The organism is Paenibacillus hunanensis (assembly GCF_014645615.1).
GTDB lineage: Bacteria > Bacillota > Bacilli > Paenibacillales > Paenibacillaceae > Saccharibacillus > Saccharibacillus hunanensis.
Map to the genome: position 1 here is coordinate 138,989 of NZ_BMMB01000008.1, position 23,582 is coordinate 162,570.

20 protein-coding genes are annotated in these 23,582 nt (G+C 47.4%); 12 read left to right on the forward strand and 8 right to left on the reverse strand.

Translation table 11 applies throughout. The features are described from left to right. Positions 1-120: 120 nt before the first annotated feature. Positions 121-930: an NAD kinase gene (locus IEX62_RS17890; protein WP_188776916.1), complete on the reverse strand. Its 810-nt coding sequence runs from the start codon at positions 928-930 to the stop codon at positions 121-123. A 779-nt stretch (positions 931-1,709) separates the two neighbouring features. Between IEX62_RS17890 and IEX62_RS17895 the strand changes: the two genes are divergently transcribed. The 3 genes from IEX62_RS17895 to IEX62_RS17905 all read left to right on the forward strand — a co-directional run bounded on the left by IEX62_RS17895 (position 1,710) and on the right by IEX62_RS17905 (position 4,943). After that, positions 1,710-2,087, forward strand: coding sequence for a globin domain-containing protein (locus IEX62_RS17895; protein WP_188776917.1), 378 nt, complete (start codon positions 1,710-1,712; stop codon positions 2,085-2,087). 55 nt (positions 2,088-2,142) lie between these two features. Further along, positions 2,143-2,859: a DUF2225 domain-containing protein gene (locus tag IEX62_RS17900; RefSeq protein WP_188776918.1), complete on the forward strand. Its 717-nt coding sequence runs from the start codon at positions 2,143-2,145 to the stop codon at positions 2,857-2,859. A 335-nt stretch (positions 2,860-3,194) separates the two neighbouring features. Then, the gene (locus IEX62_RS17905; protein ID WP_188776919.1) at positions 3,195-4,943 is read left to right on the forward strand and encodes a methyl-accepting chemotaxis protein; all 1,749 of its coding nucleotides are present in this window, start codon (positions 3,195-3,197) and stop codon (positions 4,941-4,943) included. Between the two features lie 83 nt (positions 4,944-5,026). On the opposite strand, the gene IEX62_RS17910 is transcribed toward IEX62_RS17905, so the two are convergent. Together IEX62_RS17910 and IEX62_RS17915 are read right to left on the reverse strand one after the other, a co-directional pair. Further along, positions 5,027-5,257 (reverse strand): hypothetical protein, encoded by a 231-nt coding sequence (locus IEX62_RS17910; protein WP_188776920.1) that lies wholly within the window; start codon positions 5,255-5,257, stop codon positions 5,027-5,029. Next, positions 5,254-5,400 (reverse strand): YycC family protein, encoded by a 147-nt coding sequence (locus tag IEX62_RS17915; RefSeq protein ID WP_188776921.1) that lies wholly within the window; start codon positions 5,398-5,400, stop codon positions 5,254-5,256. Before IEX62_RS17915 ends, IEX62_RS17910 begins: the two co-directional genes overlap by 4 nt. A 219-nt stretch (positions 5,401-5,619) precedes the next feature. On the opposite strand from IEX62_RS17915, the gene IEX62_RS17920 reads away from it, so the two are divergent. Beyond that, complete coding sequence (locus IEX62_RS17920; RefSeq protein ID WP_188776922.1) at positions 5,620-7,425, forward strand: M3 family oligoendopeptidase; 1,806 nt, start codon at positions 5,620-5,622, stop codon at positions 7,423-7,425. 594 nt (positions 7,426-8,019) lie between these two features. After that, positions 8,020-8,421 (forward strand): O-methyltransferase, encoded by a 402-nt coding sequence (locus tag IEX62_RS17925; RefSeq protein WP_188776923.1) that lies wholly within the window; start codon positions 8,020-8,022, stop codon positions 8,419-8,421. 544 nt (positions 8,422-8,965) lie between these two features. On the opposite strand, the gene IEX62_RS17930 is transcribed toward IEX62_RS17925, so the two are convergent. Both IEX62_RS17930 and IEX62_RS17935 read right to left on the reverse strand, forming a co-directional pair. Then, positions 8,966-10,666, reverse strand: coding sequence for an S-layer homology domain-containing protein (locus IEX62_RS17930; RefSeq protein WP_188776924.1), 1,701 nt, complete (start codon positions 10,664-10,666; stop codon positions 8,966-8,968). 544 nt (positions 10,667-11,210) lie between these two features. Next, the gene (locus IEX62_RS17935) at positions 11,211-12,188 is read right to left on the reverse strand and encodes an aldose 1-epimerase (protein WP_188776925.1); all 978 of its coding nucleotides are present in this window, start codon (positions 12,186-12,188) and stop codon (positions 11,211-11,213) included. A 620-nt stretch (positions 12,189-12,808) separates the two neighbouring features. On the opposite strand from IEX62_RS17935, the gene trpS reads away from it, so the two are divergent. Further along, positions 12,809-13,798 (forward strand): tryptophan--tRNA ligase, encoded by a 990-nt coding sequence (trpS, locus tag IEX62_RS17940; protein ID WP_188776926.1) that lies wholly within the window; start codon positions 12,809-12,811, stop codon positions 13,796-13,798. A 48-nt stretch (positions 13,799-13,846) separates the two neighbouring features. Here the strand turns inward: trpS and IEX62_RS17945 are convergent, their stop codons facing one another. Continuing rightward, on the reverse strand, positions 13,847-14,029 hold the full coding sequence (locus IEX62_RS17945) for a hypothetical protein (protein ID WP_188776927.1): 183 nt from the start codon (positions 14,027-14,029) through the stop codon (positions 13,847-13,849). Positions 14,030-14,839: 810 nt separating this feature from the next. Here IEX62_RS17945 and IEX62_RS17950 point away from each other — a divergent pair. The 3 genes from IEX62_RS17950 (at position 14,840) to IEX62_RS17960 (ending at position 18,019) form a co-directional block, all read left to right on the forward strand. After that, a complete protein-coding gene (locus IEX62_RS17950; RefSeq protein ID WP_229685911.1) occupies positions 14,840-15,847 on the forward strand; it encodes a FecCD family ABC transporter permease in 1,008 nt (335 codons plus the stop codon). Beyond that, positions 15,847-16,872: a FecCD family ABC transporter permease gene (locus tag IEX62_RS17955; protein ID WP_188777192.1), complete on the forward strand. Its 1,026-nt coding sequence runs from the start codon at positions 15,847-15,849 to the stop codon at positions 16,870-16,872. The genes IEX62_RS17950 and IEX62_RS17955 overlap by 1 nt, the downstream gene beginning before the upstream one ends. 196 nt (positions 16,873-17,068) lie before the next feature. Continuing rightward, positions 17,069-18,019, forward strand: coding sequence for an ABC transporter substrate-binding protein (locus IEX62_RS17960; RefSeq protein WP_188776929.1), 951 nt, complete (start codon positions 17,069-17,071; stop codon positions 18,017-18,019). 189 nt (positions 18,020-18,208) lie between these two features. Here the strand turns inward: IEX62_RS17960 and IEX62_RS17965 are convergent, their stop codons facing one another. Beyond that, positions 18,209-19,204 (reverse strand): metal-dependent hydrolase, encoded by a 996-nt coding sequence (locus tag IEX62_RS17965; RefSeq protein ID WP_188776930.1) that lies wholly within the window; start codon positions 19,202-19,204, stop codon positions 18,209-18,211. Positions 19,205-19,688: 484 nt separating this feature from the next. On the opposite strand from IEX62_RS17965, the gene cyoE reads away from it, so the two are divergent. Further along, positions 19,689-20,624: a heme o synthase gene (cyoE, locus tag IEX62_RS17970; RefSeq protein WP_188776931.1), complete on the forward strand. Its 936-nt coding sequence runs from the start codon at positions 19,689-19,691 to the stop codon at positions 20,622-20,624. A gap of 495 nt (positions 20,625-21,119) precedes the next feature. On the opposite strand, the gene IEX62_RS17975 is transcribed toward cyoE, so the two are convergent. Continuing rightward, on the reverse strand, positions 21,120-21,464 hold the full coding sequence (locus IEX62_RS17975; RefSeq protein ID WP_373289156.1) for a toprim domain-containing protein: 345 nt from the start codon (positions 21,462-21,464) through the stop codon (positions 21,120-21,122). Positions 21,465-21,772: 308 nt separating this feature from the next. On the opposite strand from IEX62_RS17975, the gene IEX62_RS17980 reads away from it, so the two are divergent. Beyond that, on the forward strand, positions 21,773-22,231 hold the full coding sequence (locus IEX62_RS17980; protein ID WP_188776932.1) for an ATPase: 459 nt from the start codon (positions 21,773-21,775) through the stop codon (positions 22,229-22,231). Between the two features lie 39 nt (positions 22,232-22,270). Continuing rightward, the gene (locus IEX62_RS17985; protein ID WP_188776933.1) at positions 22,271-23,425 is read left to right on the forward strand and encodes a transglutaminase-like domain-containing protein; all 1,155 of its coding nucleotides are present in this window, start codon (positions 22,271-22,273) and stop codon (positions 23,423-23,425) included. Positions 23,426-23,582: the final 157 nt, after the last annotated feature.

Here is a 23,582-nt window from a genome sequence, read left to right on the forward strand (position 1 = left end):
ACGATGAGGGCTTTTTGTTATCGCTTATACGGCATCTACATACGTACGTGCCAGCTTTGCACAGTTGCTATTCTTTGCTGTGACTACCTATCTGCTGAAACATTACTCAAAGGTATTCAATCAGCCAAGAAAGGACTGACGCACACGGTTCCAGAATGGATACGGACGATAGCGTGCAAAGCTTACACGTACATTAGACACCTGACAGCGAATCGAGATCAGATCATCAATCGGAATGTTCAGATGATCGATCGTTAATTGCAGACGCTGTTGCTTGCGTGAATGAATATCGCAATGATGATGCTTCGGCAGCATCAGCGATGAGCCGAGTGTGCGATAGACACGGTTATTAATCGAAGCAATCTCAGCAATTTGCAGTGCTTCAATCGTAGGGTGAACCATTGCGCCACCAAGCGCTTTGTTGTAGGCGGTGCTGCCTGATGGAGTCGAAATACAAATCCCGTCACCACGGAACATCTCGAAAATCTCATCATTAATGTCCACCTGCGCGACAATGGTCGTGCCATCCAGACCTTTTAGTGTAAATTCGTTCAATGCGGTATAACGGGACACACCGCTTTTCGCTTGAATCTCCAGATCGACCAGCGGATATTTGACAATTTTCGGATTGTTATCGTCACTGTCATCAATCTCGCCTGCCATGAACTTGACCAGTTCCTCCAGCTCATCTGCTTTCCAGTCTGCATAAAAGCCCAGATGACCGGTATGGATACCGACAAAGGCAAGATCAGGGATATGGTCGATAAACGTATGAAAAGCGTGTAGCATCGTGCCGTCTCCACCGATGGATACGACGATCTCCGGTGATTGTGCATCCAGCTCGAAGCCATAACCGGCGGCCAGCTTATGAAACCGTTCACTCAGTTCGATCGATAATTGATCTCCGCGATCCAGTACATAGTATCTCAAGTTAGGAAAGCTCCTTTATCCAGAATCGTTAACCTGCTCCCTTTTGATGATAATCAATTCTGTGAGCGAACACAATCTTTTTGCCTGTAATTGCTAAGCAATCCACTTCTTACATCCCATGATAGATCAGAAACGTCCAGAGTTATGTCTACGAAACATAAACGCAATAAAATGAGGTTTTGTAAAGAGCCTGTAATCTAATTGTTAAAGTAAACGCTTACAAAAATGGTTTTATTTCCGATATAATATGATAAAATAAAGACAGAAGTAATCGTCGGAAGTCAAAAAACAAAGTCAATAACACATTTGAGAATTGGAGTGATCATGATGGGTATTAGTATTATTTCTGGACTTCTTGTGTGTGGTTTTGTATATGTCATCCGATCCTCTTTTGCACAACCGGGGGAAGAAGACGGCAGCATGTACTAAGCGTCACACATGCTCATACGGATCGATATCCGTACTGCTGCGCTAACAACAGCAAGTCTAATCCAAAACAAGTCGCATTTTCTTACGTCGATACGAAGTTGATTTTATAGAACGAATACAGCATATTTGCTATGTAGCATGAGGCTAATCGTAGGAGAGGCTGTTTCTATAGTCCGAATCTGGACTGTGGAAGCAGTCTTTTTTGTTCGATAATTTGCCGGGATGGATGACCAACCTACCCCTATGAGATGAAGCTATACAGCTATCCAAAATTAAGCAACTGGCGAGGCATAACCGGTTCAACTATGGTATACTTTTGGCAATGACGTAAGGAAGGTTGGCGATTTCAGTTGAATTATCGTGCATCCCTGTATGAATTGCTCGGCGGTGACGAAGGAATCCGTCGTTTAGTAGAGGCGTTTTATCCTAAAGTACAAAAGGACCCGTTGATCGGGCCGTTATTTCCGGACAATATTGAGCCGGTTATGGAAAAGCAGTATATGTTTTTATCGCAATTTTTTGGTGGGCCGTCACTCTTCTCCGATCAGCATGGCCATCCGATGATGCGTGCCAGACATATGCCATTTCCCATTACGCATGAGAAGGCAGATGCGTGGCTTGCTTGTATGAATGAAGCATTGATCGAGGTCGGTGTGGAGCATGAACTCCGATTGTTTGTTATTGAGCGTCTGTCTGGTCCGGCTCATCACTTTGTGAATACCGATTAAATGAAATGCCGGCTCGTCCGGCTAGGATAAATTTATAGTGGGGGAAGAATGCCAGATGGAAGATTCTATACAGTTAGAGCCGCTGTATCAAATTAAAGTAAACTGTCCGCAATGCGAAGAGGATTTTCAGACGAGTCGTGTACGACAGAGTCTCAAGCGAGTGTCTCGTCGAGATTCGGACTTTTGTGCGTATTACCAGCATGAGAATCCTGACTTTTATGTGGTTCGTGTATGCCCGCACTGTGGATTTGCATCGACAGAGAATTCGATGGCAAAGCTCAGTCCGGCACATAAGCAAAAATATATGAGCGAGATTGGTCGCCGTGTAGCGAAACGCGATATGGGCGGGCATCGCAGCCGGGAGCAGGCATTAGAGACCTATAAGCTTGCCCTGATGTGTGCGCAAACGATCGGTGACCGTGAACGTATCGTCGCCAGCTTTTTGCATCATATCGCCTGGCTGTATCGCTATAATGGTGAAAATGAGCAGGAACAGCGTTTTCTACGCTACTGCCTGGAATCCTATATTCGTGTATACGAGCTAGAAAGTGTGGGCGGTAGCGACGCACGTCTGATGTTCCTGATCGGCGAGCTGCATCGTCGTCTGGGCGAATTCAACAATGCAGTCAAATGGTTCTCGCGTGTCATCAACGATCAGCGTATTACCGATTCAGCGATGATTCGCGCTTCACGTGAACAATGGGTCGTACTTCGTGAGCAGATGCTTGCTAAAAATCACGAGCTGCCGGATGAGATGAAGGAAGAGAAATAATCAAGCCTGTCATTTTATGGAGTATTGCCGAATAAAACGACAGCAAGCATCCTATCCATGATCATCTTCCAATCCTATATAACCGTGTCTGTTCGGCTTATTCGTCGTTCCAGATACGGTTATTTTTTATAGGTGTTCCTACATAAATCATAGTATGTTGAAGTCTTTTCCAGATAGGTCAGAATGTTGGCTAATGCGCGATAATCATAGACCTGGATCGTATGGAAATGATTGCTATATAAATATTTATTATCTTTAATTTGTAGTATAAATGAATGTTCTCGCCCTGCCGATATACTTCAATATATGAGGTAAAAGACAAAGGAGAATACCCTATGCCACGATATCTGCGTAATCGAAGTCTGGTTTTCACGAGTTCAGCCTTAATTGCTATTATTTTGCTTGCTTTGATTGTGGGTATGAGTATTCTTAATTTTAAACAAAGCCAGAAGGCGTACTATGAAGAGATTCAGCAGGTTGGACAGGCACTTTCGAGCCAGCTTCAATTAAGTCACAGTGAGATTCAGCAGTCTCTGCAACAGCTTCAAGCCAGTGATCGCCCGACCTCACAGGAGCTGAACAATCTGAAACAACAGCTAGATGCGATGGTGGGAACGGCATCCATTGCGAATGCGTATATGTTTCCGACAGATATTACAGAGCGTGATGGCAAGCAGTATTTAAAAGAACTGCAAGCGAATCAGGCACTGCATGATATGGAAATGGTACCCGGTGTAGAGTATGAAATCCCGTCCATTGTGCAAGGCGCGTATGCACAGTTGTTCCAACAAGGAACGGCATTAACAGAGCCTTATAAGGATAGTGCAGGCACATGGGTAACGTATTTGCATATGATTAAGGATGATAACGGTCGTCCGCTCGCTATCTTCGGCCTAGATCTGGATGCTGCCAAAGTACAACAGGATCAGAGAAATATGCTGTTATATAGCCTTGGGATTGGATTTATTATTGCAGCGGTGTTGATCGGCGCCTTGATCATTCTGGCACGTATTGTACTCCAGCCCCTGCAAAAGCTCGCTTCCGTATCCAAACTAGCGGCAGATGGTGATCTGACGGTCAACCTGACAGTCAAAAGTAAAAATGAGATTGGACACACGGCTCAAGCATTTAATCATATGATTAGTAGCCTGCAACAGCTAATCAAGGGTATTCAGTCCACGTCCGCCAATGTGACGCGTTCTGCTTCCGATCTACAAATCAGTGCAGAGAAAACGACCGAAGCTTCACAGGAAATTACAGAGTCCATGCTAGAAGTGTCCTCTGGTGCAGAGATGCAGCAAAAAGCAACGCTGGAGTGTCAGACCTCCATTAATGAGATGGTTATTGGTATTCGGCGCATCGCAGAATCGACGCAGGTCGTCGCTGAGCTTGCTTCCGATACGACCTCGCGTGCAAGTACAGGCGAGGTCGAGATTGTAACGATGGTCGAGCAAATGCAGAAAATTGAAGTGAATATGTCCGGTACTGTTACCGTGCTGCATGAGCTGCAAAAGTTAAATACGAGCATTCAAGGCATCATGTCATTTATTCGTGAAATTGCGGAGCAAACGAACCTATTGGCGCTGAATGCTTCAATCGAGGCAGCCAGAGCAGGCGATGCTGGTAAAGGCTTTGCCGTCGTTGCACAGGAAATTCACAAGCTGGCAGGTCGTTCCAAGGACTCTTCCGACCAGATTGATTTGATCCTGAAAGGCATTCTCACCCATACGGAGCAGGCGGTGCTATCTATTGAGGAATCGGTAGATGTAGCGAAAAAGGGCGCAGCAACATCCGACGTTGCCGCTTCAACCTTCCGTCAGATCGTAGCCTCGATCCAAAAGGTATCCGGTCAAGTGTATGAAGTGTCCGCAGCTTCCGAGCAAATGTCGGCTAGCAGTGATCAGATTGCCGCTTCACTTAGCCAGCTGGGCTCGGTCGCTTCCAACTCATCAGCCAATGCTGGCAAGGCGCGTTCTTCATCAGAGGAGCAGCTTGCATTGATGGAAGAGGTATCCAGTCTGTCTCAAGAGCTGCGCAATCTGGCACTTGAGCTGAATCAGGTCATCCAGCGCTTCCAGGTGTGATAGGGATATAAGACCATTCATGTATCTATCAAAATAAAACAGGCTGGGTACACGTCAGTAACGTGTCCCAGCCTGTTTTTTCATTATCGCAATACCGCATCTGTAAGCAGATAATCGCTATCGCTATCCAGTAGCGTGACCCGATTGCTACAGCAAGGAAAGACGAGCAGCTTCTTTTTGCCACTGTGGATGGTTGCCAGTTCCTTGGGACGAATCGGCAGCAATACATTGCCTGTCCCGCAAAATGGACATTCCTGTACATATACATCATTCATTACAATATCGTAAGGCCAAGCCTGGTTAAACGGAATCATTCGGACGCGCCGTCCTTTTTTGCCAGTTCAGCGAGCTTTTGCATCAAAATGTGCTGAGGCATATGCATAAGCTGCTCCAGCGGAACATTTAATTTTTCGGCGAGCTTGAGAGCTGTATCGGCCGAGATTTGCAGTGGGCGCATGTCAGACTCCCTCCTTATTACCAAAATAGTCTTGAATTAGAGTATACTATAGTTATAAACGCTTGGCGATGAATGATCTTCGCAGGCGACTCATCTGGCGTGAAGGATCATTTATCCTTTGGTCTTGCTGGAATTTGCAGCTACATATTGTGTCACCAACAGGGCTGCTGGATCATTGGCAGCCCTCTACATTCAACCGGAAAGGTGTTGCTCATCATCATGAATCATCCGCTGAATCAAACCTGGAATCTGGAACCGATCTTCGCTGGGGGCTCGACTTCGGAGGAGCTACATACGTACCTGCAACAGGTGACAAAGGATATCGCTGCTCTGGTCGAGCGGCTCGGTCAATTATCCGCACCAGCTACAGTAGAAGAAACGACTGGCTTTGACGAGTTATTGGAAAGCTTACAGGATGTGCGTATTCGTTTGCGTGAAGCAGGTGCTTTTGCCGGTTGTCTAACCGCGCAGGATCAGAGTGATAAGCAGGCGGTGCGCCTATCCGCTTCGCTATCCGACCTGTCGGCAAAGCTACAGGGGCTGTTTGTTCAGTTTCAAAGCCTGCTACTGCATACGAATGACGATGTATTTCAAGGCTGGATGCAGCGTCCTGAGGTAGCACCTGTCTCCTTCTATCTGAGTGAGATTCGTGCATTGGCTGGTGAAAAAATGTCGCCTGAGCTGGAAAGCCTCGCACTTGGACTGGCTGTCGATGGCTATCATGGCTGGAGTGATTTTTACGATACGATCGTCAGTCATGTGCGTATTCCATACGAGCAAGATGGAGAAACAATCATGCTGTCCGCAGGTCAAGCTGCCAATAAAATGAGTGATACGAATCGCGAGCTACGCGAGCAGATGTTCCAGAAATGGGAAGAGGCGTGGACAGGCGTAGAGGACTTCTGTGCCGATACACTGAACCATATTGCTGGCTTCCGTATTAAGCTGTATGACAGCCGTGGCTGGGATAGTGTGCTCAAGGAGCCGCTTGCGATTAACCGCATGTCAGAGCAGACGCTGCAAACGATGTGGGATGTGATCGTGAAGAACAAGCCTGTATTCGTATCGTATCTGGAGCGTAAGGCACAGGTGCTAGGTGTAGATCGCTTGAGCTGGAACGATGTGGATGCTCCACTCGGTACAGTAGATAGTCGGGTGAGCTATGACGATGCAGCCGATCTGATCGTAGAGCAGTTCCGTAAGTTCAATCCAGAGATGGCGGACTTTGCTGTCAAAGCTTTCGAGCAGCGCTGGATCGAGGCGGAGGATCGTGCGGGCAAACGTCCAGGCGGCTTCTGTACATCGCTGCCACGTAGTAAGGAAACGCGTATTTTTATGACCTATAGCGGTACGGCATCCAATGTATCTACACTGGCACATGAGCTGGGACATGGCTATCATCAGCATGTGATGAATGATCTGCCTGCGTTCAGCCAGCAATATGCGATGAACGTAGCGGAGACGGCATCTACATTCGCCGAGATGATCGTAGCGGATTCACTCGTGAAGGGTGCTTCCAATGCAGAGGAGAAGCTATCTCTGCTGGAGGATAAAATTCAGCGTAGCATCGCCTTCTTTATGAATATTCACGCGCGCTTCCTGTTCGAAACACGCTTCTATGAGCAGCGTCGTTCCGGTATGGTAGGCAGTGAGCAATTGAATGAGCTGATGGAGCAGGCACAGCGCGAAGCCTTCTGTGACACGCTGGACTCTTATCATCCGCATTTCTGGGCATCCAAGCTGCATTTCTACAAAACAGGTGTGCCTTTTTACAATTTCCCATATACATTCGGTTATCTGTTCAGTACAGGCATCTATGCGCTGGCTCAGCAGGAAGGAGCTAGTTTTGCAGCACGTTACGATGCACTGCTACAGGATACCGGTCGCATGACCGTGGAGGAGTTGGCGCAGAAGCATCTAGGTGTTGACCTGACACAGCCAGAGTTCTGGCAGGGCGCTGTCGATGTGAGCATTACCGATGTGAAGCTGTTCCTGGAAATGACAGAGGAGTACGCTCGTTCTTAAATGGGCGTTTTTCTGAAAAGAGGAAAGAAGAAAGAGATTGTAGCAGTTCATTCTCCTTATAGGAGAAGTTCTTGATTCATATTCGTGCACGGTCATAGGATAACTCATATGATCAGCAAGCAACCATGAATGAACGATAACGAATCATCCAAGCAGTGTAGTATACAGATAAAGAATGAATAGTACAGCATAAAGGAAGGCGCGTGAGCGTCTTCCTTTTTATTTCAAAAAAGACGTAAAAAAGTTAATTCAACCACCTCGAATGGACAGAATTAGAAGCTTTGTAGAAGATAGAAAGGACACCTACAGGCAGAATTACAATTTCAATCCATATTCAGAGAAGAGCAAAAACTGCATAAATTCGACTTGTGAAATAAGACTATTTGCGTATTTATGCAAATAATAAATCACTGAATTAACTTAGTGGCTGTACTTAAAATTAGATTTTTTAGTATGAATAAGCAAAGAATATTGTCGAATATTAGGTATTATTACCTATTTATGATGAATAGTATTGCTAGAAGTTTACAATCACCATATAATGAGTCCGAAGTCCTGATTTTACATGATTTACAGAGAAAGGAAGGGGAACAAATGCCTAAAAACGATTTGCTATCTTTATCCAGGCAGCTTGATATCGTCTTTAAGGAATTAGAAAAGGAGCTGGCTCATCTCGATTCAGGTACCGTATTTGTGCAAATACGTAATAACATGATTGGCAAATTCGGAATCCGTCACAACCCGATTAGCGGGCGCAATGGAGAATGGGCAGGTGTAGAGGAAGGGCTGACTGCAATGCAGATCAAATCGTTCCGCCAAATGGCAATTGAATCGCTAAAATTCAAAAACCATTGGACACACGGCGAGATCAGTTATGAGTTTGCTGTTCGCAAAGGCTTGATTATGGTTGACACGGTCATTGAATCCAACTATAACATGGCTAATCACATGATTCGGTACCCAAGAGCTACATACAGCGAAGTGAGCGCAGAATAAGAGTACACGCTAGAAGAAACGATCCTGTAGACCTGTCTAAAGAATAGGGTCAAGCAGGTAAGCAATTGAGTAAAAAGCAAGGCAATCAGCAACTGAGCAAGCGAATAAAGGAGCAAGTCAGCTAAGTAGAATTAATTTAGTAGATAGCGGAACGAGCACTTTTGCAGCAATACTCTATCCAACACTCCAACCGAACAGACATCATGTTTCATGCCATTTTATTTTATTCTTTTATCATTTTATTATTTCGGCTTGTTATCAAGCCATATCCCCGATGTACTGAAACGGACACATGGAGTGAAAAAGCGACTACCTATCTGGTAGTCGCTTTTTTGTATGAGCTGGTCTTTAAGACACATTGACTGGAAGTGTGGAGCGGAACGAGTACAAGCAAATCAGAGTTAATAAAAGATAGCGAGAGCTAAAAAAGTATAAACGAATAAGTAAGAGACAATACGAGCTGATACAAATGAATAAAAGAGACTTAAAGTGTAGCATAGTGAGAACAGTCTGTTACACAGTGATCATATGGAGTGTGACCTGATTATTGCTTACCGATGTTAGTAGCATAGGCAGTGAGCGCTGCAATGAGCTGAGTGGCTTCGGCTGTAGAAACCGTTTTAGCAGGCTCTAGCTTGTCTGACGTACCCGGTAGTAGATTCAGTGGCTTTACAGCAAGTGTCGCTGTATACGCCCAGTGCTGTGAGGGTACATCCGTGTATCCTGCGATTGCGCTAGAAGGTTGTTGATCGGGTTCCGTCTGCTTGAGCCAAGCTGCTGCGATAACGGCTAGCTGTGCTCGTGTCACAGATGCATCAGGGGCAAATTGCTCTTTGCCTACACCACGCATCAAGCCAGCCACAGTTACAGCCTGGATAGCCTCCTTCTGTGGGATGTTGGCAATATCCGTATAGCGTGCAGATGCAGAAGCTGGAGTCGTATCTCCCATGGCTGTATAGATTAGAGCTGCAAGCTCTGCTCTGGTAATGGGTGTACTGGTCATTGATGTATTGGATGCACCATCAACAGATGTATGGTTGGAGCTGGCTGGTGTAGTGTCGCCTGTTTTGTGCTGGGCGAACAGCCAATCGATCATGCTCTGATCGTTAAAGGCAGGCACCCACGACCAGTGCTTCATCGCCCCATAGAAGCGCTGGCTATCCATAAAGGCATCGCTGTACAGTGTTTCTTTCACCAGTGTCGAGCCAAGCTCTGTTAATGCCTGATACGCCAGCTTGCTTGTACGACTATCGGTGATTGGATCATTCTCGGCGTGTACGATCCAGATCGGCGTATGTACAAGTGATTGAAGTGCAGTCTTGAAAGCATCCACCGAGCCTTTATAATTAGCAACGGTATCCTTCGCAGCGATCACGATTGCGCCAGCGAACAGATCAGGATATTGCATCAGGAAGCGGAAGGCACCGCCGCCACCGCTGGATACGCCAGCAACGTAGATACGATTCGGATCGACCTTACCTTCGGCGACAAGCTGCTGGATGAATTGCTCCTGCATCGTAAAGTACTGCTGCATCTTAGCTAGCTGCTCCGGTTTGTCATAGATAGCCCAGTCATAGTTTTGTGGATAATGTACGGCCAGTACAGAGGTATCCTTACCTGACTCTGTCCATGTGGTCGCACCGCGATTCTCGGTCAGCTGCTTGATATTGTCTGCGCCTACCTCGCCACCGCCATGCAGCCATACGACGAGTGGACGAGGACCATCGGAGGAGCTAAGCTTTAAGCGATACGGTAATGATTCACCATCACTAGCGGTGAGCACACCAGGTTTAAAATCATCTACTGTTCGTATGGATAGCTGGCTCACCCTATCCGCTGCAAAGGACAACTCGGGAAATTTATGATTTGTCACAGCAAACTTTTCGATCGAGCCACCTTTATAAAGAAACGGTTTAAAATCTAGATGAATGGACTTTCCCTGCATCGATACGTTTAATTCATCATTGGCGTAATTGTCCTGTACCACCTCCCCCTTCGCATTAAGCGGATAGCCATCATAATTGCCCGTAATATCAAAATCGCCAGCCTTCAAATCCGCATAACGCGCAGGATCACTCACCTCAATATCGAACGATTTTACCATCGTGCCTGCATCGCCTACATACGCCTGCCCGGTAATACGAACTCCTGACGGATCGTCGGCAGCAGCTGCGGAATACGCCGAGCTGCTAGCTCCCAGTGCTGTGGCTATCACAGCAATCATTCCTTTTTTTGCCCAATTCATATCGATTACAGCCTCCTTCTCAGGAAAGAACGACAAAAAAGCGGGCTTCATCCTAACAAATGGTCAAGCTTCACGCAGCACACTTTGCATCGCAAAGCGCTTCGTAAAGGAACCATATGTCAGGTTTTGCCCGCTTTCGCCGTTACAACCCTGTTATGTATAGCTTTACCTTAAACAAAAATGATAACGCTGTCAATGGTAACTGTGTGTCTATATCTTGCATATGAGAGCAACGGTATAGTAATTGTCTGAAGGATGTCGATTAGTGTACATATACAACAAAGCCCTCCTTTTCAAATAACGAAGGAGGGCAAAGATTAATTGTTCATTTTAACGTAAAGGATTGTAAAGCATAGCATCATAAAGCATGTGAGTTCGAATGATCCCGCTTCAATCATGTATATAAATCATGTCCATATGTGGTGCAATATACTGTGATTTTAGTGGAACATCCTGTAGCTCAACTGTAGCTCAAATCCTTCGATTCAGCGTACGGCTCACTTGAAAAAGCATATCGTTCACTTCAACAGTTGTGATTGAAGTTTTACAGCATGGTGTACTTTTCGATCACATCAAGCTGTAAGCTCAGCTCTACCGGAACCCCTGGCTCCAGCTCGATCAAGCCTGTAAATTCGCGTGGATGCGTCGAGTTAGGTGCATCTGGCAAGCAGGTATACGGCTCGATGCACAGGAATTGGTCACTCTCACCCTTTGTATAGAGCACCCAGTATTTAAAATAATCTGGATCAGCAGAATAGCGAAGACCGTAGCCATCATCGCGTCGTAGCTCAGCGCTAACAGGGCGCTTGTCACCGATACGCAGAAGATTATCCCAATTCCGATGAGCCATGTTCATACCGGTATTCAGCTCTTCCCATTCATGAAGAGGGATGACCTCACCCGTCGGAATCTGCTCCTCGTCCTGCACGAGCTGATCACTGACTGGAATCTTCAATGTCCAGCGCGAAGGCTCGCCATCGAGCAGGAACCACGTATGTAGGCCAAAGCCAAACGGTGCAGCATGCTCGCCCAGATTGGTGATTTTTAGACGTTGCATCAGTGAAGTACCTTGTAGCTGTAAGCTCATTTCGAGCTTGAGCGGTATAGGATACTGACGCATCCAGTTCGCATCATCTGCTGTCAGCAGCTCAGTTACAATCTGGCAGCCTGTTTCATTTTCATCAATATCCGCGACACGCCATGACTGGTTGCGGTGTAAGCCGTGAATATGGTTGTCGTTAGCCGTATTCTGATCAAACTGGTATTCGACACCATCATATTCAAAATGACCGCGCCGGATACGTCCTGGCGGCATCAACATCGGCATACCGAAGTGGTATGGCTTTTGCATGTAGAAGTCCTTGTCGCTCTCTTCCGGACGGCGCAGGATATCGCGATTTTCCTGCAAATCCCGAATCCCGATTACGTTATTGCCCAGCTTTGGTAGCAGTGTGACTTCGAGCTGCTTGCTTTTCAAAATATAGGTTTCATATCCATTCCAGGTTCCTTTGCTAACTGTCATTGCGTTGCTCCTTCCTGATTATCCAGCACAAATGCAGTACAATATATTAATATTTATCATACCAGATATTCACTGAAAATGGCGATTTCGCATTTGACATTCATCTGGTTTGGCATTAAGATAGGCTCAAGTTTGAAGCGAAAGTATATCTTAACACGATGACAGAGAGTAGTAGGCATGGACAGCCTTTCACAGAAAGCCGGTGGTTGATGCGAACCGGTGAAGACGCTGTGCTGAATGGACTCTGGAGTGCTGCGCAGAAACGGATATTTGGTAGAAAATGTCCATAGTATGCAGGCCGGCAACCCGCCGTTAACGGGAACCAGAGATTAGACGAATCGTCAGGTCTATTGCTGCGCATACCGCTAGGGTTATATGGTATGAAGCTAGTAGTAGATGGCTGAGCGATGCTTATCGATCTGTTGGAGGATAGAGTGGCTTGTAGAGATCAGGCTATTTTGGAGGGTCATACAGAGAGAAGAGGGCATGGTAGCAGTGAGACGAGGTAGCGTAAGCGCCATTGGTCTAATGAATAAGGGTGGTACCACGGTCACACGTCCCTTTTGGGGTGTGGCCTTTTTTGCGTTCAATTTTAGTATCTAAATCAGGAGGAAAACACGATGAAAACCGTACTATCTGGCATTCAACCGAGTGGCTTGCTCACAATTGGCAACTACATCGGAGCGATCAAAAACTTTGTCCAGCTGCAAAACGAATACAACTGCTACTTTATGGTGGTCGATCTGCACGCGATCACGGTAGCACAGGAGCCAGAAGCGCTACGTGAAGCGTCCGAATCGGTCGCTGCTCTGTATCTCGCTGCGGGTCTTGACCCAAGCAAGGCGAACATTTTCCTGCAATCCCATGTACCACAGCACGCAGAGCTGGGATGGATTATGACGACACTCGCATCGATGGGCGAGCTGGAGCGTATGACACAGTTCAAGGATAAATCCGCAGGTAAAGAAAATGTCGGTGCCGGTCTGTTCGTGTATCCCGCGCTGATGGCGGCAGACATCCTGCTCTACAATGCCGATCTCGTGCCGGTAGGCGATGATCAGAAGCAGCATCTGGAGCTAACACGCGATCTGGCAGCACGCTTTAATCACCGTTTTGGCGACTATTTTACACAGCCTGATCCATTTATCCCTGAAGTGGGCGCACGTATTATGTCGCTGGATGATGGCACGAAAAAAATGAGCAAAAGTAATCCGAACACAGGCAGCTATATCGCACTGCTTGACCCACCGGATGTGATTCGCAAAAAAATCAGCCGTGCGACAACCGATTCCGGTCGTGAAGTACAATACGATCCAGCGAACAAGCCGGAAGTGAGCAACCTGATGACGATCTATTCACAATTTTCAGGAATGACGCTCGCCGAGGTGGCAAGCAAATTCGAAGGTCAGATGTACGGAGGATTCAAAAAGGAGCTGGCAGAAGTCGTTGTCGCTGGTCTGGAGCCAATGCAGCAGCGTTACCACGATATTCGCAAATCCGGTGAAGTCCGCGACATCCTCCGCCAGGGCGCACAAAACGCACAAGCCAAAGCGGAGAACATACTGGCGGAGGTCAAACAACGTATGGGCTTCCTGCCTGCTTCGTTTTAAGCGAAATGATGTGGAAGCAAGCCGATCTCCCTGGCGAAAAATCAGCATTTAGATGGTGTTGCCTTGACGACGATTCTGGCGAGCCTTAATCACAAAGCCCCAGCCAATATTCGCTACACCCAGCACACCAAGCAAAATAGCGAGCCATGCAGAATACGAGATCGCAATCGCACACAACAGCAATAATACAATAGACGAAACAGCAAACCAGGCGGACAGCATTTTACTCATCGAAATCGGGACCTCCTGAATCGAAACAGCCAGCAGGGCCAAGCCTTACCCGCCCTGCCACTGTTCGTATCGTTTAGAATGGATAGATTCATTAATAAAACGTTCATCAAGCAAAATCATGCACTCATATAGTAGACTAGCATCATGCACTTCTTTTTCCTACTATATGAATGACAAAATGAATGACAAAGATTCACCACAGGAGCGATGTAAGCGTAAAGCATCGCTCCTATTTCTATTGTGCCCGACATCGTTTAGACGGTCAAGCCGAGAGTATGAATGTAGAGGCTATATTCGTTGAGTTTCTAGAGTAAGCAGTTGTATACGTGGAAGTAATCAATATATAACCGAAGCTAGCATTTTGCCGTCGTTAGCATTTTAGTACTATATAAAGCACTCAAAGCACTGAAGGCACTGAATGCTTTTAATGCACTTCATGCCTTTAATACCACCTCAGTTGGCTACGTGTGTATTTAACTTTTGCTGCAAGCAGCACGGAACGCAGGCAAGGAAATAAGGGGAAAGGACGACTTACAGTGTTAGTGCTTTCCTAACACGGGGTTCAATGGAAAGTGATTTTTGCGAAGCAAAATATCTTACGACTTTGGAGGGGCGGGAATCTTCATTCCTTCCTATTCCAAAGATTCCCGCGGCTCCACCCGAGTCCGTCCCCTTATTCCTTGCCGGAGTGGACCCTACTCCCAGCAACCTGTAATCACACTGTATACAAACCCATCAAATGAAGTATAATGACTACATTGCAATGATAATGATTATCAATCATAAGCAGAAAGGAAGCGGCAACATTTGGTGCGTAGATACAATCGAACACTAAAGTTAACAGGCTGGTTTGTCGCCGCGACTGCCGGACTGCTGCTGTCTGTCTTTTTTGCTGTTTCGTATGGAGCGAAGGAATTGACATTGCCGGCAGTCTGGTCGGCGGTATTTCATTATGATGCAGCCTCAACAGCAGATCAGATCATCTATAACCTGCGCCTGCCGCGTGTGCTTGGGGCGGTACTGACAGGGATGGCATTTGCTGTAGCTGGCGCGATCATGCAGGGTGTGACACGCAACCCGATGGCAGATACCGGTATTCTAGGCATCAATGCAGGCTCATCACTCGTGGTAGCACTGAGCTTTGCCTTTTTGCCAGCACTATCGTATACCGGGCTGATGGCATTGTCATTTGTCGGTGCAGCGCTAGCTACATTACTCATCGTAGTGCTGGGTGCTGCAACGCCGGGTGGTCTTAGCTCGATGAAGCTAACGGTAGCCGGAGCGATTATTGCGGCAATGCTGCATTCACTCAGTACAGGCGTGGCGCTTTACTATGATTTGAGTCAGGATCTAGCGTTCTGGTATGCAGGTGGAGTGGGCGGAATAGGTTGGAATCAGCTCAAGCTGCTGGCACCAATTATTCTCCTAACGATTCTGTGGACGATTACGCTGGGTAGACCAATCACCTTTTTATCACTTGGAGAAGAGTCAGCGGTGAATCTGGGTGTGCGCGTGCGTCTGATTAAGGTGCTGGCGATGACAGCTGTCGTGATTTTAGCAGGCGTATCGGTGTCAGCGGCAGGGGCGATCAGCTTTATCGGACTTGTTGTGCCGCATATGGCAAGGCGTCTGATTGGCGTGGATTACCGCGTTGTTATTCCCTTTTCCGCGCTGCTTGGAGCGATATTGCTCGTCTGGGCAGATCTAGCTTCACGCATGGTGCAGCCGCCGCGTGAATTTGCCATTGGAGCGATGGTTGCGATTGTGGGCGTGCCGTTTTTCCTCGTGCTCGCACGCCGTGAAGGGAGGGAGCTATGATGGATATTCATCGTGTGCAGGTGGGTAAAATGCGTCGCGCCTGGCTCGTCAGTCTGTTGCTCCTTGTCGTCGCGGTGATCGTAATGCTGATTAGCTTGAATACAGGCACGATTCGGTTATCACCGCTGCGCGTACTGTATACACTGTTTGGCATGGGGACGAGGCAGGAGCAGCTTATCCTGTTCGATTATCGGTTACCGCGCATTTTGATCACGATGCTGGCTGGAATCGGGATTGGTGTAGCGGGAGCAGTGCTACAGGGAACCTCGCGCAATTCGCTGGCTGATCCGGGTGTGCTTGGTATCCATGCTGGGGCTGGTTTGGGGCTAATCGTGTATGTTTCGTTTTTTCGTACATTAGAAGGCTCGTCTGCGATCTGGATTCCTGTGTTTACCTTTGTCGGTGGAGTCGTAACGGCAACGATCATTTTCCTGCTCGCCTATGATCGTCGACGAGGCTTGCTGCCGATTCGGCTTATTCTAGTCGGGATCGCCATTGCGGCAGGAATCAGCGCGATCACACTGCTGCTCTCGCTACGATTGGATGAGGACACGTACACCTTTACCGCAACCTGGCTAGCAGGAAGTGTATGGGCGAGAGATTGGCTGCATGTGTGGGCATTGTTGCCGTGGATCGTACTGCTCGTCCCATGGGTCTACTGGCGTTCGCCCAAGCTTGACCTATTCGCGCTTGGCGATGAGCTGGCGCTTGGCGTCGGTGGATATGTGAATCGGAGTCGCATCGAGCTCATGCTACTGGCTGTTGCGTTATCCTGCGCCAGTGTCGCGATGGTCGGCTCGATCGGATTTATCGGGCTGGCAGCACCGCACATCGCTCGTCGTTTGACGGGTGCGAAGCATCAGTATTTTTTACCAGCAGCAGCGCTACTCGGGTTAGTTATTTTACTCGGTGCAGATACGATTGGACGCTCGATCTTTCAGCCCAATTTTATTCCAGCCGGGGTCGTAGTTTCGGCAATTGGTGGGCCGTACTTTTTGTATTTGCTGCTGAAAAGCCGTTTTTGAATGAAGAGCATCGCGCATAATACAACGTTATCATGGCTAATACACCGTAGAGATGAATTTAAGCCGCGAGCAACGGCGTCTCATCTATCGACGATGGCGATTTGAACACTGTAATCGTAATGATCAACAGGTTAATCATGAACACTAGATAATATAGAAGCAACACTGGATAGTGTGCTTGAGAAGGAGTAGAACGATGTTTAAACGATGGAATACAGTCATTATACTGGGGCTGCTAGTTGTATTGCTGGCTGCTTGTGGTCAATCAGGTGGAGCAGGTACAACTGCTTCGGAAGGTCAGACCAGTACCAAGGTTAAAGTAGAAAATGGCACGATCACGCATACAGCAGACGCTCGTATCGCGTCTATGTCCATTCATATTACGAATAATCTGCTCGCGCTGGGCATTCAGCCAGCAGGCTCGGTCATTGGCGGCGATGTGAAGGACTTTCTGCCGCATGTAGCAGATCGTCTGCAAGGCACGACCAAGCTGGGTGCAGTAACTGATCCAGATATGGAAGCACTGCTTGCACTACAGCCTGATGTGATCTATATCGATAAATCGCAGTCAGGCAAAGACCTCGCCAAATTCGAAGCGATTGCACCAACGATTGTGATCGATATGGATGAGGGCACATGGCAAGAGCAACTCAAGCAGGTTGCGAGCCATGTCGGTCTGGCGAGCAAAGCAGATGAGTTTATCAAGCAATATACAGCGAAAGCTGACGAAGTAAGCCAGCTTATTCATAAGAAGCTAGGCGATAATGCTAAAGTCATGGCAATCCGTGCTACGGCAAAAGAACTGCGTGTGATGAGTACAGGTCGTCCACTTGGTCCCATTCTGTACAATGATCTGAAGCTGCAAGCGCCAGAAGGTGTGAAGCAAATACCGGCAACCGAGCCATTTGCGGTTATTTCCAAAGAAGTATTGCCTGATTACGATGCTGATGCGATCTTCGTGATCATCAGCAAGGGCAAGCAGGCTAAAGCAACCTTTGACGAGCTGGAGCAAAATCCGGTCTGGACGAATTTGAAGGCTGTAAAAGCGAAGCATGTCTACGTGCTGGATGGTCAGAAGTGGCTGGATTATTCCTCCCTCGGTCACAGTATGGCGCTGGATGATGCACAGCAGCTATTTTCCAAATAAATAAATGCTTTTTATATAGATAGCTATATGAGGGAGTAAAGATGGGCTCCTCGCCAGATCGTAACCGTAAGCTATAACTATACAGCATAAAAAAGACTGACTCTCCGCTGCTTGAAGCAGGCTGGAAGTCAGTCTTTTTGGTGTGCAGGTGTAGCTGTATTATACAGCTCATGTACCGTTGTACAGAGTCTAGCTCATATGCAGACTAATGCGTTCATTCATTTTATCCGGGCTTAGCCAGCCGACATACGAGTCGATCGTATTAAACTGGCGATCCATCACCACCACAGCGACGAACGGATACTGACGACGATGGCGATAGCGTACATCTGCCCAGCGTACAATATAACCGGTCGATGTCTGCTCCACCTCCGAGATCGTATAGGAGGAGAAGTACAGCAATGCGCGAATATCGCGATGCTTACGTGAAGCTTCAATCGCTGGATGCTCCATCGATTGAACAGAGTCAATCCAGATCAGCTTATCCGGGCTGTACCAGCCGATACGATAGCTGCCATCTTTTTTCGCGTGCACTACATGCCAGCGACGCAGCGAAATGGTCGGAATGAGTACATAATGACCATCCGGTGCAGGCGAGCGACCGTCTTCAATATCCATACGCTCTACCTTGCGGGTTAAATACCAGTGGGTCAGTGTGCGCCATATATAGTACGCCCCGATCATACTGTACAGGGTGATAAAGATCGGTGCAGTAGGCACCAGACCTGTCATCCACAGCAATAGCGCGGCAATATGCGTACCAAAGATAAACGGATCAAAAATATTAATGATATTCCACGAAATCCATTTTTCACTGAATGGACGTACCGCCTGTGTACCATACGTATTAAACAAATCGGTAAACACATGCAGCACAACCGCAATCGCTGTCCACAGTAAAATGTGCCAGAAGCCTTCGTGATGAAGCAGCAACGATGTGCCGCCACCGATCAATGCAATCCACAGCGCCATAAAAGGCAGGGAGTGCGTAATACCACGGTGGTTTCGTACATAAGTAGCATTATCCTTTAAACGTAAAACGGTATCAAAATCCGGTGCCTGCGATCCAAGAATCGTTGCGACCATAACGGCGATCGCTAGCCCGGGGTCAGAAGCAACAACAGGATCGACGTATGCAAGTCCAGCAAGTCCAAACCCCATGGCAAAATGGGTAGCAGTATCCATTGACTATTCTCTCCTTACTTCATTCAAAAATAAGCATGCAGTGTATCCAGGGTGCTTGAATGATTTAGAAGCAGGGGCATCGATGATATGATACTCCAGGTTCCTGTATTCATTGGTGATACGTTGTGTCCATTGTAGGGGTAGATGATGTTGTTTTGACATGATCTACGGCATAGACGCACACAACTATTGCATGTAGTTTACCATAACCAGCTAACTAAAACGTGAAACGGGTATTAAATTTGTAGCTTGTCAAAAAATTGTCATAATCACAATCGCTGGCGCCCCTAATCGCAAAGACTTTCAGGTATAGTTATGATAAAGTTTATAGAGCGATTTTGTTTCGTGGTACGGTATTTTTCACTTTTTCAGTAGGTCGGTGATGTCCGAGCAACTGGCGAGAAGTGAATTTTTTTATGATCAGGTGTCCCTGATTTACTCATCGGCTTTCTGTTGCCAAATATGAAGGAGGAACGTTGTTCACGTGGATAAACAACTTGGTTATCCGGCTTCGGCGGATTCTTCGCCTTATTCAGGTTCTTCTCCACAGGAGAGCGGAGTGACCTGGAAGGATTTTGTCGCCCTCACGAAGCCTGGCATTTTAAGATCGAATCTAATTGCAACTTTTGGCGGCTTCTGGCTCGCATCGGGCTGGCATATTGCCTGGCTGCCTATGCTGTGGACATTGCTAGGCACGATGCTCGTCATGGCATCCTCATGTGTGTTCAATAATTATTTTGATCGAGATCTGGATACAAAAATGATTCGTACGCGCGAACGCGTGCTAGCTACACGTCGCCTGTCACCGAATGTTGTGCTGTGGTATGCGATTGCATTGGGCGTGCTTGGTCTTGGCGTACTGGCTGTCTTTTCCGGTATGCTTGCCGCGGCACTTGGCGCGCTCGGTATGTTCGTGTATGTGATCATCTATACACTGTGGCTCAAGCGCCATTCGACCTGGAGCACCTCCATCGGTGGCATTTCTGGCGCGATGCCGCCAGTCATCGGCTACGTGGCAGTCAGTCAGCAGATCGATCTGGGCGCATGGTTGCTGTTCGCTATGCTATTCCTGTGGCAACCGCCTCATTTCTGGGCACTCGGCATTCGCCGCGTCGAAGAATACCGCGCAGCAGGCTACCCACTACTACCCGTGGTCAAAGGCATTCAACGTACCAAATATCAAATGCTCCCATACATCGCCCTGCTCATCCCAATACCGATCCTCATGTATACCTACGGCTACACCGGACTAATCTATACCATCGCATCCGTCCTGCTGTCCGTCGTCTGGCTAGGAATGGCGATTGCCGGTTTCAAAAAACAAGACACCGACAAATGGGCAAAAACCGCATTCATCTTCTCCATCAATTACCTAACACTAAGCTTTATCCTAATGATCATCGACACCGTCCACCGCTAACGTAAACAAAAAATTCATTACAACAACTGCCGCAGGAAATTTCCTTGCGGCAGTTGTTGTATAAACTAAACTACAAGCGCATTGCTAACCAACCTCGATACTACGACATATGCACAAATAACTAAAAGACATTCGTATAACCAATTCACATTTATGCTTAAAATAACTACAAGTAACTACGTCTTTTCGTTCATTTAAGATCAAAATAAGGTTGATAATGTCGCAAAATGTAATTTAAAAACCCTAATTTTCTATATCCACTCTTCTAAGCTTTGTTTTGATTTCCCACAGGTTTTCCCTGCTACCGCCCTCAGCGGAGAGATGTTTGCGCCAATTACGGAACGGAGGGAAGGAAATAAGGGGAAAGGACTCCTTTGGAGGGGCGGGAATCTACATTAACAGTCTAATCCAGTAGATTCCCGCGGCTCCACCCGAGTCCGTCCCCTTATTCCTTCCCGCAGTGGTGTAACCCCCAGCGCAACACCCCCACGCCCACTATTCAAATGGAGGCGGAGGATAGATGATGTACTCCTCCAGCCCCGCCTTCTCCAGCTGCAACGTCACATATTCATCCGGCGTACCCTCAACCCCCGCATAGCCACGACGTGTGTACATATGCGTAGCATCTGGAAAAGCATCACTTAGAACCGCACGTATTTTGCGACCGGAGGAATCGTTATCCATAAACAGATACACCTCATCACGCCCAACCTGCTTGCGTAGCTTCTCCAGCTTTTGCGAATTAAGCGTGCCAAAGGTGCATAGAATTTCAACTTCTGGCTGTAGTAGCCGACGTAGCTTACTACGATCATTTTTACCTTCTACAATAATATGAATCACGGTCATCACCTCTGTATGTGTATTGTAATGGAAGGGCATAGTCGATGCAAAAGACACCGGTCAGGCGAATGCTGACATAATCGCTATACTTCGAGTATAATTCGGTTATAATATAGACTGGCTTGCTAGATCAGGCGTGTAGAAAGCCTGTATAGCCCCTGTGAAAGCTACTGTCTATATCGATGTATTGAACACAATGAGCGAGCTTGAAACAAAATACGCCTATCAAATGATAATGACTATACGCACATAGGTCATCTATGAACCCAGGTCATTATCCTATAGAACGAAGTATGGAGGTGAAGCAGATGGATTGGCAGGTATGGAGTGAGTTTTTCAGGCAAAACTGGCTAATCATTCTGATCGCCCTGATTATATTATTTCTCGTGATCAATCTGGTCAAAACGGTCATCCGTTGGCTGATTGTGATCGTTATTATTCTCACCGTGTTTATCTACAGCGGCATATCGCTTGACCAGATCAAGCAGACGGTAACCAGTGTGACGGATCAGACGGTCGGTGCGGTTCGTGACCAGGCGCTGAATGTGATGAAGGATGAGGCAAGGGATGCTCGCTTTATTCAAAATGCCGATGGGACGTATACGATCAAGTCTGACAATATCGAGCTGAACGGTAAGCCCGGTGCAGGCAAGGTGAGCGTGACGTTCCGTGGTGTACCGCTCGGAGAATGGGATGTGAATGACACCATTCAGTCTGTTATCACACAGGCAAAGCAGAATACGGCTGCGGGAGGCTCCGGTTCTTGATCCGTTCAAGAGTCGTGATGGATACGAAGGAGGACATGAATGGAAGTTAAGGATATCGCAGCCTGGTTTGACAGTAGTCTGGTGTCCTGTTTGTTATACGTAATTGTATTGATTTCAGTATTGCAGGGTGTACGAAGTGGGGCTAGTCGCTCAGCAGGTCGTCTGTTTTCGTGGGCAGGTCGCACGTTAATGACGATTCTAGCCTTGGCGCTTGCTGGACCGTTTGCCATGTTTGCTTCTCCGTATGTCAAGTCATGGGCGGAAAAGGTATCCACCTCGGTTCCCGAGGGTGATCTACAATGGTGGAAGGAAATGTATTACTCCGCTATATATCTGATCTCGGAGTTTTCACTGCTACGTTTTGCCGTTGTATTTATGCTTAGCTATGTTGTGGCGAGTATGGCGTTTTCGCTACTGGCTGCATTAGTAGTACCGGAAAAATGGCGTGCCGGATATGTCTCTACAGAGCAGCGTCGCTCCTCCTGGCTGAGCCGAATGGTCGGCGGTCTGGTAGGACTGCTGAATGGATTGCTGCGCAGTGCAGTGATCATTCTGGTGCTATTCATCGTCGTTAGCCTGTATCCGAACAATAAGCTGTCCTCGTATGTGGAAGCCTCCTCTTTGTATAGTGGTGCAGTCAAGTCGGTAGTACAGCCCTTAACCGGTTCCTTTATTAAGGATCGCTTACCCGTCTTTACCAGCGCGGCGCTACAGGAGCTGACCGGGATTTTCCAGCGTAAATACGATGTGGTGGATCGCAGTATCCCTGCTAATATTGAACAGGCAGCAGCTGAGATTGTTGGCAAAACGACCAATACGGAAGAAAAGGCGCGTCTGCTATATGACTGGGTAGGCTCAAGAATTAGCTATGATTATGGCAAGGTAGACGATTATGAGCAGCGCGGCGTATGGCATGAGCAAACGCCAGAGGATACGTTTAAAACGCGGTTAGGTGTATGTATCGATTATGCGCGCTTATATGCAGTGATGGCACGCTCGCAGGGGATTGATGTGCGAGTGGTCACGGGTCTAGGTTACAATGGACAGGGTGGCTATGGTGCACACGCATGGAATCAGGTGTATCTACCGGAAGCCAAGGAATGGATTCCACTTGATCCAACATGGGCTTCGGCAGGTAACTGGTTCAATCCACCGAAATTCGCCGAGACGCATATCGAGCAAAGTGTACTGTAAGCAAGCGAAGATTGCTTGTGCTGTATGATGTGAATAGCTGACGGTCCGGTGGAGAAGCGCGCCGGACCTTTTCGCGAAATTTCTCAACACACTTCATCGTGTGATAATATAGTTCTGTTGGCGTTGTCCTGTCCACAAGTAAAGGTAGATCGTGCTG